The sequence below is a fragment of the Prochlorococcus marinus str. MIT 9302 genome (assembly GCF_000759975.1).
Classification (GTDB): domain Bacteria; phylum Cyanobacteriota; class Cyanobacteriia; order PCC-6307; family Cyanobiaceae; genus Prochlorococcus_A; species Prochlorococcus_A marinus_M.
In genome coordinates this window covers 141429-157756 of sequence record NZ_JNAM01000011.1, presented here as the reverse complement: position 1 = coordinate 157756, position 16328 = coordinate 141429, and the positions used below count along the sequence as shown (strand labels likewise).

Here is a 16328-nt window from a genome sequence, read left to right as displayed (position 1 = left end):
CTATTTTAATTTATGGCAATTATGAATTTCATAGTTAGAAAATAAATTAATTACTTATTCTAAATTTAGAAATGGATAATAAAAAAAATCCTGAATCTTTCTTAGTAACTGGAGGTACTGGTAGTTTTGGTAAAGCTTTTATATCTCATCTTTTAAAGAGCAATAAAAATATTAAAAGATTGGTTGTTTTCAGCAGAGATGAATTAAAACAATGGGAAATGCAGCAAAAATTTAGTCAATCAGAATATCCAGTTATGAGATATTTCTTGGGGGACGTTAGGGATAAAAATAGGATTTCTCGAGCTCTAGAGGGAATTGATTGCGTGGTTCATGCTGCTGCATTGAAACAAGTTCCTGCAGCAGAATATAATCCAATGGAATTTATTAAAACCAATATTGATGGAGCTAATAATATCATAGAAGCTTGTCTTGATAATAATGTAAAAAGAGTAGTTGCTCTCAGTACAGATAAGGCAGCGGCTCCAATAAATTTATATGGAGCTACGAAATTATGTTCAGATAAACTTTTTATTGCGGCAAATAACATTGTAGGAAAAAGAGATCTGCGTTTCTCAGTTGTTAGATATGGAAATGTTATGGGATCAAGAGGATCAGTTATCCCTCTTTTTTTGGAACAAGCAAAAAAAGGATTTATTACTTTAACTGATCCAAATATGACTAGATTTAATATTGTTTTGGAGGAGGGAGTGAAAATGGTAATTTGGGCGATAGAAAATTCATTGGGCGAAGAAATTTTTGTTCCTAAAATACCAAGTTATAGGATTACTGACGTAATAAAGGCTATTGCTCCGAATATAAATCCTCAAGTTAAGGGAATTAGACCTGGAGAAAAAATTCATGAAGAAATGATAACCATTTCAGATGGTTATAGTACTGTAGATCGTGGACCTTACTATGCAATAACCCCCAATAGAGATTTATATATTAAAAGATGTTTAGAAGAAAATATTGCCTACAAAAAATCTCCAAATAACTTTTTTTATAGATCAGATCTAAATAAAGATTTTCTTTCTGTTCAGGAAATAAGAGATTTAATTAGAACACATGTTAATAAAGATTTTACTTTTTAATGTCTACCAAAAAAAAAGTTTTAATTTTAGGATCTACAGGAAGACTTGGAGGGTTAATTAAAAATAAATATGAAAATATCCATAACATTGATGTTATTGGAGTTTCAAGTAGATTACTAAATGATTTTTATCATTGTGAATCGACAATTTATAGTGAATTAAGAGAATTTCTTATACTTCAAGATCCTGACCTAATAATAAATTGTGCTGCCATGACAAATGTTGATAAATGCGAAACTGAAATTGAAAAAGCTTATGAGATAAATCAAAAAATACCAGAGAATATTTACGAGATTATTATTAAACATCATTTAAAATGCAAAGTTGTACAAATATCAACTGATCAGGTATATAAATCAAAAAGTTTTACAGATTTAGGTGAAGAAGAACCTATTAATATTTATGGAAAAACTAAATTAGGTGGTGATAAATTAATTTCTAAAATATCTAAGAGTTTAATTTTTAGAACTAATTTTTTGTGGGGGTTTGGTAAATATAATCAAGTTAGTTGGCTTATAGACAATTGTTCCTCAGAAAATAGATTCTATTTATTTAAAGATGTAATTTGTAATCCACTTCATATGGATTATTTGGCAAATTTTATAATAAATAATTCTTTTAAAGATATAAATGGAATCTTTAATTTAGGTAGTTCAGATGCTTTAAGTAAAGCAGAAATATTTAAGAAAATAGCAAATAAACTACATTTAGATTTATCAAATGCAGAAGAAGTTTATATTGATGAAGTTAATATGGTAGCTCCAAGACCTAAAATAATGTCAATGAATATTAATAGAACAGAGTTAGCTTTCAACTTAAGGCTTCCTAATATGGATGAAACTTTAGATTCTCTTTTAATTGATTATAAATGAGAAATGATTTTGAAAAATTACTTATAGTAGCGGCTCATCCAGACGATGAAGTTTTAGGATGTGGAGGATTAATTAGCTTACTTAATAAGAAAGATTATCAAGTTAAGATTGTTTTTTTAGCTGAGGGAAGTTCAGTTAGATTTGATGAAGATGGATTTGAAAGTGAAATTATTGATGCAATAAAAAAAAGAGAATATTGTGCATTAAGTGCCTTAAAAAAATTAGGAGTAAACAAAGAAAACATTCACTTTAGTATGAGAAAGTGCTGCAAGCTTGATACTTACCCAATTTTAGAATTAACAAAAGAAATTGAAAACCATATCGCCGAATTTCAACCAACATGCTTAATTACTCATAATCAATATGATGCAAATATTGATCATAGAAAATGTTATGAGGCAATCCTACCTGCTTTAAGACCAGTTAAAAAAAATTCAATATCCTTAGCTATGAGTTTTGAAATTATATCAAGTACTGAATGGAATTATCATAATCCCTTCTCCGCTAATTACTTTATTGATATTACTGATGTAATTGAAGATAAGATTAAAGCATGCCTTGAATATCGTGGTGAGATTCTTAAGGCTAATCATTCAAGGTCTATTAATACAATAAAAACTTTAGCCGCTTATCGAGGTCATCAAGCTGGATATAAATATGCAGAAGCTTTTAATTTGATTGTTAAAAGATAATTGAAAAAATATGATTTTCTTAAACTTTTAATTTGAATAAATGTATATAAATTCTTTTATTTTTTCGATACTTACAATTATTTCATCTTTTTTCTTTTTATATAAAAGATTTGCAAAATTTAATTTAAAAATTTACGCTATTCTTTATAGTCTTGCTGCTTTTCTGAGACCATATTCACTTGAGGCAATAGATAATGAAAATCTCGCAAAATATTTAACAAGTAAATCTTTTTGGGGAGGAACTGAAAATTATACTTACCAATTAGTTTATTATCTTGTTCGTCCCTTTGAAGATTATAAGATTAAATTCTTTGTGCTTATTTTTTTATCTTTAATTTTGATTGCGATTGGCACTTCTAGATTGATAAGTTTCTTTAGAAATTCTTCAGAGCATAAAAATAAATGGAATTTATATACTTTTCTTATCCTAATTTATCTTCCAAGTATTAGCTCTGTATTGTTTCAGATTCATCTCCGACAATTTTTCTCATTTTCTATAGTAATTTTTCTGATTTCATTTCTTATAAAACCTTCTAAATATAATATTTTTATAATTCCAATATGTGGAATTTTGGTTTCTTTAGCTCACCCTATTTATTTAATTTTAATTGTAAGTTTCATACCATTTTATTTAAATTACGTATTCTCAATAAAACAAATAAATAGTTTTTTCAGATTCATTTTTAGTATTTTGTATAGATACCGTTTTGTTATTTTATGGCCCTTTCTATTCGGACTATTTTTTTTAGGTAATCAGTTATATCTAAATATATTCAGTTTATTGCCTATTTTAAAAGCTTATTCATATTTTAGAGATATAGAAATACAGAGTAATAATACGTTTATTATACCCATTTTCTTATTACTAATAAACCACTTTATTTCAGTAACTTTTTATTATAAATATGCCTTAAGGAATGCTTACATACCTATAAAAAATTTTTCATTGAGGCCAGTTTATACTTATAGTTTAATTCTCATAACTTTTGTTTTAATAATAATATCTTTGGAGATATTTGCACCATCAATTTACTCTGTAGGGAGAATTAAAAGTGCTATTTATCCTTCTTTATTTATAACTATACCTTTATTAGGTTATGCAAAAAAAAGGTCAATATTATTTTTTTCTACATTTAGTTTAGTAATTTGCTCATTGTCTATTTTTTATAGCTTCTTAAATAGATTAAAAATAACATTTTAATGATTTAGATATTGTGAATATTGCATATTCTTTTAGTTCTTAAGCTATTTTTTAAATTAAAGTGTAGAAACAAAAAATAAAGATAGCTGGTTTTCTGAACCTGATTTCATTTTTAGAGTTAGGTTAAAATTAAGAGAATTATTGAGAGGAACTCAAAGAGGTTCAGAAGGTGCCAATTACCCCTTATTCTGTTCCCTTTGTTTTTAAATAATTAGAATTCCCTAATCTATAACTAGGGGGTTTATTGATTTCAATAATATGCATACTAGGCAGGTGCACCTCTCCTCAAAGTGCCTTGCTAAGTTATTTATCCTTTACTGAGAAAAGTTTTAAAAGGATAAAAAGTGTTATTTAGTACCCTCCCTTGAATAGAAATTTATTTTCTCTGCGCACCTTTATGGAAAGCATATTCTCCCCATTACCTAGGATAGAAAGTAGGGGTATTTCTTCTTTATTCCTTCAATACCTAACCCATTACTAGTTTGACTTTTTAAGTAGGTGCCGAATTGCTTTAGAACAGATCCAGAAAGCATGCTACAACTTGTAAATCTCTAGGTGCATTTTAAGGTGCAGATTTCAATAATCAAACGCTATAAAGTACTATAGGAATTACGTAAGTTACGAAAGAAATCTTTGGATTCATTGATATGACTGACGTTTTGAAGCTTGGGGCCATAGCTCAGCTGGTAGAGCACCTGCATGGCATGCAGGGGGTCAGGGGTTCAAATCCCCTTGGCTCCATTTAAATTTTTCTAAAAATCTTTATTAAAGCTGAGCTGATATATATCAATTATTAATAATTTAAATTATTAATAATTTAAATTATGTATTAACTTTTATAATTTACAAATGAAGGAAACTATAAAGATTATTAAGAAGAATCTGTTAAAAAACAAATTTTTAAAAATCTTACAGAATAAATATTTAAAAATTAAATTTAATTATATAAGGTTAAAAGACAAACTTAGAATTGAAAAATATTCGTACGTTTATCTTAAAAAAGAAAGAATATTTTCAATTTTAGATATGGGCCATGAAACAAGAATGAGAGCATTTTCATTTGAAACTAAGGAACCTGAAACAATTAATTGGATTAATAATTTTGATAAAGATGATTGTTTACTTGATATAGGGGCAAATGTTGGTCTTTATAGTTTATATGCTGCATATAGAAAGCACAGTGTAATTTCTATAGAGCCTGATGCCTTAAATTATGCACTTTTAAATTTGAACATAAGAGCAAATAATTTTAGCAATTTCATAACACCTTATTCAGTCGCAATCCATGATAAAACAAAATTTTCCAAATTTAACATTTCATCTTATGTATGGGGAGGCGCATTAAATTCATTTGATAATAATATTGATTTTGAAAACAAGAAGTTTATACCTATTCATTTTCAAGGTGTTTTGGGCATTTCCCTTGATAAATTTCTACAAATGATTAATGTTTTTCCTAATCATATAAAAATTGATGTAGATGGAAATGAGAGATTAATTCTAGAAGGTGCTAAAGACACCTTAAGTAATTTAAATGTTAAATCACTTTTAGTGGAGTTAAATGAAAAAAATTTAGATTATGAAAGTACTTTGGATTTTATTTTTACGAAAGGATTTACTTTAGTAGAAAAAGCACATGCAGAAAAATATAATGAAGGAAAATTCTCATCTCTTTTTAATCATATTTTCAAAAGGCTTCAATGATAAAAATATTTGTTTTGTTAATTATGGTAACTCTGCGAGCAGCCCTGCGAGCGAAATGCCGAAAACACCTGCAAAACCTAGTTATAGCTTAGTTGGTGATCTGCATGGCATGCAGGGGGTCAGCGGTTCGAGTCCGCTTGGCTCCATTGAATTTTTCTTGTTATATCAAGCTTTTTTAGAGATAGTTTCGTGATAACGTTACTTTTATCAGTGCTTGTCCAAGCTTGATTATGTAATTCTGCTCTCTAAAATGCTCTTAGAATATATTTCTTTAAAAATAGATCCTATAATCAATAACAATTGACACTTAAAAAATAAATTCTTCAAATGAACTAATAAAAGCTTTAAATTTCCTATCTCTCCATAAATCATAGATTTTTCCTGAAGTAATCATATTATGAAGCTTTTGAAATTCATCTAATTTATAAGCTACTCCGAATTCATATAATTTTTGATACCAACATTTTGAATTTTTGTGTAAGGGAAAATTATCAATATCGCAGAATAATAAAAATGGAATTTTCATTGAGACTGCATCAGCTAAAGTAGTTTCAGGATATGTGATTATTAAACAAGAAGAGTTTATTAGTGCCATATTATAGTTATTTATTATTTTGAATTTGTTGTAAAAAGCTAACTCGAAGATTTGATCTTTGCTGACGCCAGACCTAGCATTTTTTGAAGGTAAAAAACCTACTTTGAAATGGTTATTTGATAAAAGTTTAAAAAGAGAAAAATACGAATTGTTTAGATAATCTGTATTTAGCAAATATCTATAATTAATATTTCTTAAATCATTAAGAATTTGAGGTCCAACTATAACTGGAAATTTTTTAGTAAATGATATCTTTCTTAAGATTGATATGGTTAATGGTATTTTTTGAGTGGTGATTCCAATTTCATATGGATTATTTTTTTTAAGAGGATAATTTCTTCTATAAACTGTTACTGCATTAAAGATATCTTCATCAAAAGAATAAATATTATGTGAAGTTTTAAATAGAGAGGATCCGTGTTCTTTAAAAAGTTTGATCTTACATTCTTTTTGAGACCTATTTCTTAAATGGTTTAATAAAAGTCTTACTTTTAAACTTGAAAAATGTAAAGATGAAATTGTAATATTTTTCCAGATAAAAGATATGCCTGCAATTTGTTTATATAACTTAATTAATAAATCTTTTTTAATTTGAGGCATAATGATTTTAAGTAATGAAAACTCAATATCATTTATTTCTATAGATAAATCTTCCCTAAAAAAAATATTAGTATCTCTTCTAAAATAATTTATATATTTTATTTCTATAAAATTTAATTTCTTTAAGATTCTTTCAAAAAAAGATTTACTATTAACTAAGTTTAAATTTAATTTATTATTAAATACCTTAGAATGAAATTCATTTTCATTAATATCTAAAAACTTAAAAGTTTTGATTTTCTTAATTTTTTCAATTAAAACTTTTACATCAAATTTATTATGATTTTGATCAATTACAGATACTTTATCTTGGAAAAAAGTACAGGATAGAATAAAGAGTACGAGATTAGTAATAGATGGTTTATTAGAAATTAAAAATGCATCATTATTTAACGAATTGATTCTTCCATTTAGGAAACTATGAGCTTCTAGAATTTCTTCATATGAAAAAAATAATTCATTAATTTTATTTTTATCTATTAAATTACATAAATAATTGAATTGTAAACTAAGTCTTATAGCTACAAATCCATAAGAAAATAATGTAGTTCCATAAACTAGAAGAAGATTTTTTCTTTTATTTTTAAAATATCCTAGTAATGAATCAAATTCATTGAAATTTAACTTTTCTATTAAAGCATCAATATTACTCGAATTTATTTTTAATACATTATTTATGAGATCAGAACCCCCATATTCTGGTTTTAAAGAATTCCAATATCCAAAAAATGAAGTTTTATTATAGAATTCTTTTGTTATGTTGATATATTTATCTTTATTAAAAATAAAAATTTGTCCCATAAATAAATTTCTAAAATATAAATTTTTTTTATTATCACATATTATCTATCTTTTGATCTGTTTGAACTTCTGAATATATAAGTATATTTTTAATATTTTATAAATATATAGATTTAATTGAGTTTGAATATTTTGAAAATCTTGTAAGTGTCAGGCCAAGTCTATCTGTTAAGTTTTGGATTGTTTTATAAACTAAATTGTCTTCACCTTCCTCATATTTAACTTCTAGAACAGAATATTCTGAGGGTATAGGATATAAAACTTTTATTTCTTTGTAATTGTTTAAAACACTATAAAAATTAATTGAGCTATCATATGTTATTCTCAAATTATCTTTTAAATAGTAATTTCTTTTGTAAGAGATAAGAGTTTTAGGAAAATAAAATTTATCTATTTTTGTTGGGACAAAATAAGGATTAGGACTATTCATATTTGAATTTGCAAAAGAAATTTTACTAAGTTCTTTTTTATCAAAATCAGAAATTGCATAAAAAATTTTATCTCCTAGTTCTGCATTTTTAATTTTATATTCGACTCTAGATGAAATCAATTCATCGTTATACCATCTTATTCTTATTTTTTGGCGAGAAGATATTCCATCTTCAGAAGCATAAAATAATTTTAAATCATTGGTATCATAATATAAACTCGAAATTTTTCTTTTTGGGAAACACTCTACAAAACTATTACTTGATAATAAAATTTTGAGAGTTGAGAATTGTGATTGACTAATTATGAATTTTTTTTCATTTCTCATTATCTTTGAGTTTTTGTGCCGTAAAAGTTTCCGTAAAGTTTATCTTCAACTTCAGATGAAAGTAAATCTGAAGTAAGCTTCTTTCCAGAAATAATTGCCTTAACATCTTTGCCAATTAAATAGTTATTTCCCAAATTTGGCTTGATATTTTCTATAAAAAGTTCAGGTGATTGAAATTCTGGTTTTTTAACAAAAGAGGCTATTGGAAGTCTTATATTTGAAAACGCATAATTTTTAATATTTAATTTTGAATAGTCTTTACTTACAATGCCTATTTCGCCATCTTTTAAGTTTACATTTTTCGCTTTTAATATTGATGCCTCACCAAGACTAATTGACTTATCACCAGTTAAATAACTTTCGATTTGATTTATTTTTGCCAAAGAAAATGAAAAGTCAACACAATCATTACCAACATTCGAGCATTTAACTCTATTAATATTTAAATTTGAGAAGTCAGAATCTAAAGCATCGGATTGAGAATTTATAAACTCTAAATAATTAGCCTCTAAATTAGAATCTATAAAATTAATAGCATCTTCAGAATTTGAAGAGACTATTCTTAATTTATCAATATTAATTTCTGAATTAATAAAATTTGCCCCTCCATATAATATCCGAAGTCTTTTATTAGGAGCGTTTAAATTATTTAGGTTTAAGTTCGATATTTTAATATTAGAATCTTGAAAAATTAAACTGCCCCCATTTGCATACTCTTTCTTTATATTGCAAGCACTTATTTCGACAGGATTTTTCTCTGTGCCTCTTATATCAATATTTGAATTCTCTATATTGATATAAGAATCATTTTCTAAACAAATAGAACTTCCAGAATGGAAAATCACATTGCTATTAAAAATATTTATTGAGTTTGATAACTTATGATCTCCAGAGATAAATTCAAATGTCTTTTTTATTGGAAGATTTCTAATGGGATTTATCAATTCTTTATCAAATGAGAAATTAGTTAAATTTGACGACTTAAATTCTTTTGTATTTTTGAAATTATCCAAAGTATATAAGAGTTGATTTAAATTACAATTACCAAAATTATCTAATTTAAATTTTGTTATCCCGCCTTTTATTAAAATATTTTTCTCGCTTTTGTAATTGCCACATTTAAAGCCTATCAATTGAGGAAAACGAGAATAATTATTTTTTATATATATAATATTTTTTTGGGAATCATAAGAAAAATTTGGTTCTTTTGTTTCGGATTCGTATATCAAATTCTCTATTTCTATTAATCGTTTTTCTAAGGGTTTCCATGCGGATATGTGAGGTAGTAATCCTTTATTCCACATTGAATCTTTTCCTGAAAATTCTCTGTATATACTTCTTCTCTCATTGCTAAGCTCATTCCATTCATTTTTTAGATTCCCTCTATTATCTTTAGAAACAATTTCTTTTAGATATTCTTTATAAGATTCATAAAATTTTAAATTAGGATTTTCAGGGGTACCTGTGAATAATCTATAGAAATATTCATTAGTACATGTCCATCTGCAATCTGGTTTTGAACCATCCATCAATAGATAATCTGATAAGTGGAAATTATCAAAATAACCCATACCTAAATGGCCATCAAAAAATATTGGTTCAAATTTACCAGAAGAGGGATTCAGATAAAATTTTAGATTTCCTGGTCTTGTCGCATGAAAGAGTTTTAAAGAATCCACATATGCAAAATATTTGGCCCATTTATCTAAGTCAAAATGAGTTTTTATAATCTCAGGATTAGATCTAGAAGCCTCTAAAACAGATAATGACTCTGATAAAAGGTTGCTATTATTATTTATCCAGTAATTTTTATTTAAGGGTTTAAAAATAGTATTCTCATATACATCTCCGTATTCCTCGTCGATACTAAAAATTGGTCCAAAACGTTTTTTATTTGACTCAATTAATTCTCTCGCAAATCCTTCCTCAACATGTCTTATTCCAAGATATTCTCCATTTAAAAATAGCTTTACATAATGATTCCTAGGAGAAATAATACCTGCCTTTCTTAATAAATTTGATGCATATAATTCATAAGTATAATTTCTAATAATAGGCATCTGTATTGAAAACTCTTCCATACCTTTATATCTTTGCTCCCCTCTGATATCAATTTTATAACTCATACTTTTAAAGCTTTCTCTATGAAGTCTTCTATCGCCTTTTGATCTAATTTTTATTGGATAATTAATATCACCTTCCAATAAATTACCCTTTAGCCATGGATCGTTTTTGCAGCCTAATTCTTGCTTCCTTGTACAATCTAATCCAACAATATTTTCAAAATCTAGCTGTATATCAATTCTTTCAATTTTATTATTAAAATTAAATGAAAGAATAAGATCTTTAAAATATCCAATGTAATCTTGAATATAAAGGCTGTCAAAAGTGTTGTAGATAACTGGTTTTAGTTTCTTATTAATATGTCCTTTATTATGGAAATAAAATAGAGATACTAATAGAATTTGCACATAAAAGATAAATAATGCTGGTTTATATAATTTTTTCTGGGATTTTATTAAAAATGTAATGAAAGACATTACTATCACTTTTAAATTAAATCTATTATTAATAAATCTTTTCATTTATTAAATATTTGGAGAACTGAAAAAAGTAAATTCAGAATTTGGAAAACTTTTTTTGATTTTTTCTCTTAAATCTTCAAGGCTTTCTAAGCTGTAAAGCCTTAGTTTTAATGTAATGCTTATATTATCTTTTTGATTTTCTTGCAAAGACTGAACGGCAAAATACTCTGTATTCTCTTTTAATAATTCATATAGAAACTTGAGGGAATTATTAGTTGGTAAATTTATAATCATTGAATCAAAGTCTGCACTACCTTTTTTAAAAAATCTTTCTTTTTTACCTGAATTGTTATAACAATAAACTACTGCAAAAGAACCAATTATTAATACTAAAAGTGCGAAAATAAATTGTGAAGCCCCTAAAGAAATGCCTACACATATTGATAGAAGTATAAAAGCCAAATTAAAAGGTTCCTTAATGGCAGTTCTATATCTAATTACTGATAATGCCCCGACTAGTCCTAAAGATAAAGCTAAAGAGGATTTAACGACTGCAATTAAAGACGCCACACTTATTGTGATTATTAGTAAAGTATTACCAAATTCTGTTTTAGATGAAAAAGTCGTTGAGAAACGCTTAAAAACATATCTTAAAACTATACCCGAGAGTAAAGATGAAAATAGTATTTAAAGCCCATCTAAAATGGTTAATTGCACAGAATTTGTAATTAAATCCTTTACAATAAAATCTTCCATTTAAAATTAATATTTAAAATTATTTAATCTTAAACTATTCTTAAACTATAAAATACTTGCTAATTGCAAAATTAACAAAATTTATTTTTGTGAAAGGAATATTCCATATAAAAACTTAAATAAGGTAAATTTTTCTGGCTAATAAGACAATTTTTTATTTAACTAGCTAAAGTTTATTTGTATAAAAAACTTTTTTAAAAAATATATGACTAAAATCTTTATTAATAAAAATAATTTTAAAATCACTTTTTTATATGAATAGAAAAGAAATTGCAAGTCTTATAGTTAAAAGAATTGAGGAAATATCAATTAAACAATTGCAAAATCAATATAGAGATTCATCTAAGATTAATCATATAGTTATTGATGATTTACTACCTTCAGAGATTGCTTTAAAACTAGATGATCATTTCCCTGAAAAACAAAACCTTTCATTACTTTCAGGTCCTCAGGAAAGAAAATATGTTGCTGTAGATTGGGAATCTAAAAGTAAGTTAGTTGAAGAATGTTTGTATGCCTTTCAAGATGAAAGAATTATCACCATCATTTCAAAAGTTTGTCAAATAGATGATCTATATGGAGACCCTGAGCTTTATGCTGGTGGTTTATCTTATATGAATAAAGGATGTTTTCTAAACCCTCACATAGATAATTCTCATGATCGTTTGAGAGAAAAGTACAGGAGGTTAAATCTTTTATATTATGTAAGTACATCCTTGAGTAAGATTTCTGACGGAGGAGATTTATTACTTTTTCCAGATGGACTAAAATTTGATGAAATTAAAATCCCAGCTAAATTCAATAGACTCGTAATTATGAGGACAGATAATAAATCTATCCATGCAGTGAATCCTATACAATCCTCTATTGCTATTAGAAAGTGTATTAGCAACTATTATTTTTCTTTATCTTCCCCATTATCCCATGATTACTACCACTCAACTTCATTTAGGGGTTTTCGTGGGGAGAAATATAAGGATTTATATTTAAGATTGAATGCGAAGTTAAGAACTTCAATAAAGTCAATTTCTGGAAATCTTTTTGGTAGATTTATAAGCACAGGTCACCACAGAAAAATAAAGAAATAAATAAATTAACTAATTAATTAATCTTTTCAACAATGAAATTATTGCCCTTTATCTTGATAAGTTTAAATACTTTAAAATTACATGATTGATTATTCAACAGATATTACTAATGTACTTGTCATTGGCTGCGGGTGGCAGGATTAAGAGCTGCTATAGAAGTTAAAAAAAATAATTTAAATGTGAAAGTAATTGGTAAACGTCCTAAAAATGATTCACATACTGTATTAGCGGCTGGTGGAATTAATGCTTCATTTGGCAATTTAGATAAAGAGGATTCTTGGAAACAACATTATGCTGATACCTTCATTGAAGGATATGAAATAGGAGATCATAAAGCGATTGAAATTATGGCAAAAAATGCAAAAAATGCTGTTTTTGAAATTGATTCATGGGCGCAGATTTACAGAAATTAAGTAATGGTAAATTTGATCAGAGGTTTTTTGGGGCTCATACTTACAGAAGAACATGTTATTCAGGTGATTATACTGGTCAATCAATAATTAAGGCCTTATTACGCAAGGCTAATTTAATTGGAATAAAAATCAATGATGAAGAATATGTTACCGATTTGTTAGTGGATAATAAAAAATGTTTTGGGGCAATATCTTTTAACATTAATAATGGTGAAAAAACTATTCATTATGCCGATGCAGTAGTTTTGTGTACTGGCGGGCATACTAGATTATGGAGAAATAGCTCTTCAAGAAAATTCGAGAACTTTGGGGATGGTTATTTTTTAGGTTTGAAATCAGGATGTGAACTCTTGGATATGGAGATGGTGCAATTTCATCCTACAGGTATGGTTTTGCCAAAAGAATATTCTGGTACTTTGGTTACAGAAGCTGTTAGAGGGGAAGGAGGCATATTAGTTAATAATATTGGGGATCGATTTATGAAAAAATACGATCAAAAAAGGATGGAATTATCAACAAGAGATAGAGTTGCTATTGCTAACTATACAGAAATTGTTGAGGGAAGAGGGACAAGAAATGGGGCAGTTTATTTAGATATTAGCCATCAAAGTAAAGACTTTATCCTTTCAAAAATTCCTAAAATTTATCGACAATTTGTTGATCTACAGTTATTAGATATTTCAAAAGAACCAATGGAGGTTGCTCCCACAGCTTATTATTCTATGGGGGACTGGTTGTCAATGCTTCTACTCATCAAACTAATGTTGAAGGTTTATTTGCTGCTGGTGAGGTAGTAGGTGGATTACATGGAGCAAATAGGCTGGGAGGTAATTCACTGGCAGAAATTCTAATATTTGGTCGAATAGCAGGAGATTGCGCATCACAGTATTCAAAAACTATAAATTACCAACCTAGATCAAAGGAGGTTGTTGATAATGCACTTTCCAATATTGAAGAAAAAATCAAAAATGGGGATAATCTTGTAATTTATCTTCAAAATGAATTGAGAGATATAATGTGGACTCATTGTGGAGTTATTAAAGATCAATCAAATTTAAAAAATGGTTTAAGAAAAGTTCAGAATTTAAAAAATCAATCTTTAAATGCAGATGTCAGCATAAATGGAAATAATTTTACTGATCTTATTAATATTTTTGACTTAGAGTCTTCCTTAGTTACTGCTGAAGCCACTATAAGAAGTTCTATTTCTAGATTAGAAACTCGTGGAGCACACGTAAGAAAAGATTATCCTAATCTCGATAAAAATTTTAAATATAATTTTAGAATATTTTTAAAAAACAATGAATTACAAGTAAAAAAAACAAAAGTCATTGATCCAAGTAATGAATTATCTACTTGTATTGACGAAACAAAAGAAATTTCAAATTTTGAAGGCAAATTAATTGAGTAATATTTAATTCAGATCTTTCTTGATTTCTATTAAACGATTACAAATAGAAGCTGATTCTTTTCTATGAGTTATCATAATAATTGCACTGTCAGTACAATAATTTTTAACGTTTTTAAGTAATTTTTCTTCAATATTTTGATCTAGTGCACTAGTGGCCTCATCTAGAACAATCAAAGGTGATTTATTTATTATTGCCCTGGCAATACCTATTCTTTGAATTTGTCCCCCACTTAACAAACTGCCTCTTTCACCCACTTTTGTTTCTATCCCATTTGGAAGTTTATTAATAAATTCGTCTAAACATGCAACATTACAGACTTCCTTCAACCTTTTTTCGGAAAATTTATTGTACTTATCATTCAAAATTATGTTCTGCTTAATAGTTTTATCAAGCAAATAAACATTTTGAGGAACATGAGTAATTGATTGCTGCCATTCTTTTAAATTAAAAAACGTACTGTCTTTGTAAATAAACTTGCCATCTACTTTTATGAAACCACTCTCAGGCTTTATCAATCCCATAATAATATCAATTACTGTAGTCTTGCCTGCTCCGCTTGGCCCCATGATTGCGATAAAGTCACCTCTTTTTATAGTTAAATTGAAATCTTTGATTGAATAGGATTGGGAATTTTGATATTTGAAATATATTGAATTCAACTCTAATTTATCCTTAAAAAGTCTTTTGTAAGGTTTATTAGGATATCTATTATCAGGTTTTTTGTACTTTGAAGTATTTGATTTAAGGTTTTCTTCAAGTATCTCAAGTAAAGTTTCTGTTTTGCTTTCTGAATGCTTTATCGCAGTAACTGAAGCATAAATTTGTTGAATCGATGGTAAAAGTTTCTGACCACCAAAAGCGAAAATAGAAAGTTGAGATAAATTATTTATAGAATTTTCATCATTATTAAGAAAATAAATTATTAATAATAGCCCTACTATTAGAAGAGATTCAAAAAGATACTTAGGATAAGTGCTTGTAAATTTTGCATTAACAACTGTATTTTTTAGAATTTTATCTTTTGATTGGAAATATCTTATTTCTTCACTTCTTCTATCATTAATAATAACATCCTTAATACCTTCAAGAGATTCTTTAACTATCTTGAAAGTGTTTAAAGTTTCCCTTTTCATAGTCTCTGAATTTCTCCTAATATGATTTCTAACTAAAGAACTATTTGTTGAGTAAGAAAGAATTAAAAGTAAGATTAAAAAAATAGATATTCTCCCATTTACCTTTATCAATGATATAGATAAGGCTATTGAGATAAATAATGAATTTATGATAAATAAAAAATTGTTTATTGAACCGACTGCTGATTTGGAAAATTGAGTCAATGTAGCAATTAAAGTTCCAGAATTTGTATTTAAATGTCTTTCATATGGCCAATAAATTATTTTAAAAAATATATTTCTACTTACTTCGTTTCCTACTTTTGCAGCAGTTTTACCACTATACCAAAGTGTGAAAATTCTTAAACAAGAAGAAAAAGATACTATAAATATGAATATAAAAATTGGATTTAATTCATATCCAAATAGATTACTTAATGAAATTTTTCTATCTAGTAATTCAAATTCGTTTGTTGAATTTGATTGGAGTTGAGAAATTACGTTTGTTATAGATAGTACGCTTAAAGCTTCTGATATTGAAGAAATAATCATCAGAAAAAGATTAAAATAAACTCTTAATTTATTTTTTCTCGAAATACTCTTTAATATCCTAAAAGGAATAACTAAAGCTCTTAAAGTATTTGAATTTTTTAAAATCATATTATTTAGACTTCTACTTCTTTAATAATATTTTACTTTCTTTTCTGTG

Annotated in this window: 11 protein-coding genes, 1 tRNA gene and 1 pseudogene; 8 read left to right on the top strand and 5 right to left on the bottom strand. The window is 26.8% G+C overall.

Annotation, left to right across the window (positions count from 1 at the left end; translation table 11 throughout):
* The first annotated feature begins 71 nt into the window (after positions 1-71).
* From pseB to EU96_RS0109390, 5 genes are all read left to right on the top strand, one after another.
* The gene (gene pseB / locus EU96_RS01990; protein ID WP_032527181.1) at positions 72-1091 is read left to right on the top strand and encodes a UDP-N-acetylglucosamine 4,6-dehydratase (inverting); all 1020 of its coding nucleotides are present in this window, start codon (positions 72-74) and stop codon (positions 1089-1091) included.
* Positions 1091-1963, top strand: a complete 873-nt coding sequence (locus tag EU96_RS01995) for an SDR family oxidoreductase (protein WP_032527180.1) — start codon at positions 1091-1093, stop codon at positions 1961-1963. Before pseB ends, EU96_RS01995 begins: the two co-directional genes overlap by 1 nt.
* On the top strand, positions 1960-2655 hold the full coding sequence (locus EU96_RS02000; RefSeq protein WP_032527179.1) for a PIG-L deacetylase family protein: 696 nt from the start codon (positions 1960-1962) through the stop codon (positions 2653-2655). The genes EU96_RS01995 and EU96_RS02000 overlap by 4 nt, the downstream gene beginning before the upstream one ends.
* A 1869-nt stretch (positions 2656-4524) precedes the next feature.
* Positions 4525-4597 (top strand) — tRNA-Ala (locus tag EU96_RS02010).
* A gap of 108 nt (positions 4598-4705) precedes the next feature.
* The gene (locus EU96_RS0109390; protein ID WP_032527177.1) at positions 4706-5560 is read left to right on the top strand and encodes an FkbM family methyltransferase; all 855 of its coding nucleotides are present in this window, start codon (positions 4706-4708) and stop codon (positions 5558-5560) included.
* Between the two features lie 307 nt (positions 5561-5867).
* Here EU96_RS0109390 and EU96_RS10385 read toward each other — a convergent pair whose 3' ends face one another.
* The 4 genes from EU96_RS10385 to EU96_RS02030 all read right to left on the bottom strand — a co-directional run bounded on the left by EU96_RS10385 (position 5868) and on the right by EU96_RS02030 (position 11498).
* Positions 5868-7556, bottom strand: coding sequence for a hypothetical protein (locus tag EU96_RS10385; RefSeq protein ID WP_032527175.1), 1689 nt, complete (start codon positions 7554-7556; stop codon positions 5868-5870).
* 97 nt (positions 7557-7653) lie between these two features.
* Positions 7654-8313 carry a VTC domain-containing protein gene (locus EU96_RS02020; protein ID WP_032527174.1) on the bottom strand — a complete coding sequence of 220 codons (660 nt, stop codon included), beginning with the start codon at positions 8311-8313 and terminating at the stop codon, positions 7654-7656.
* On the bottom strand, positions 8313-10784 hold the full coding sequence (locus tag EU96_RS02025; protein WP_158465675.1) for a CotH kinase family protein: 2472 nt from the start codon (positions 10782-10784) through the stop codon (positions 8313-8315). Before EU96_RS02025 ends, EU96_RS02020 begins: the two co-directional genes overlap by 1 nt.
* A gap of 117 nt (positions 10785-10901) precedes the next feature.
* Positions 10902-11498 (bottom strand): DUF4956 domain-containing protein, encoded by a 597-nt coding sequence (locus tag EU96_RS02030; RefSeq protein ID WP_275040777.1) that lies wholly within the window; start codon positions 11496-11498, stop codon positions 10902-10904.
* A 350-nt stretch (positions 11499-11848) separates the two neighbouring features.
* Between EU96_RS02030 and EU96_RS02040 the strand changes: the two genes are divergently transcribed.
* From EU96_RS02040 to EU96_RS10715, 3 genes and pseudogenes are all read left to right on the top strand, one after another.
* On the top strand, positions 11849-12682 hold the full coding sequence (locus EU96_RS02040; RefSeq protein ID WP_052044278.1) for a 2OG-Fe(II) oxygenase: 834 nt from the start codon (positions 11849-11851) through the stop codon (positions 12680-12682).
* 131 nt (positions 12683-12813) lie between these two features.
* Positions 12814-13873: pseudogene (locus tag EU96_RS10590) on the top strand (FAD-binding protein); the annotation flags it as partial.
* A gap of 225 nt (positions 13874-14098) precedes the next feature.
* Positions 14099-14506: a hypothetical protein gene (locus EU96_RS10715; RefSeq protein ID WP_369323944.1), complete on the top strand. Its 408-nt coding sequence runs from the start codon at positions 14099-14101 to the stop codon at positions 14504-14506.
* A 3-nt stretch (positions 14507-14509) separates the two neighbouring features.
* Here the strand turns inward: EU96_RS10715 and EU96_RS02045 are convergent, their stop codons facing one another.
* Positions 14510-16279: an ATP-binding cassette domain-containing protein gene (locus EU96_RS02045; protein ID WP_032527170.1), complete on the bottom strand. Its 1770-nt coding sequence runs from the start codon at positions 16277-16279 to the stop codon at positions 14510-14512.
* Positions 16280-16328: the final 49 nt, after the last annotated feature.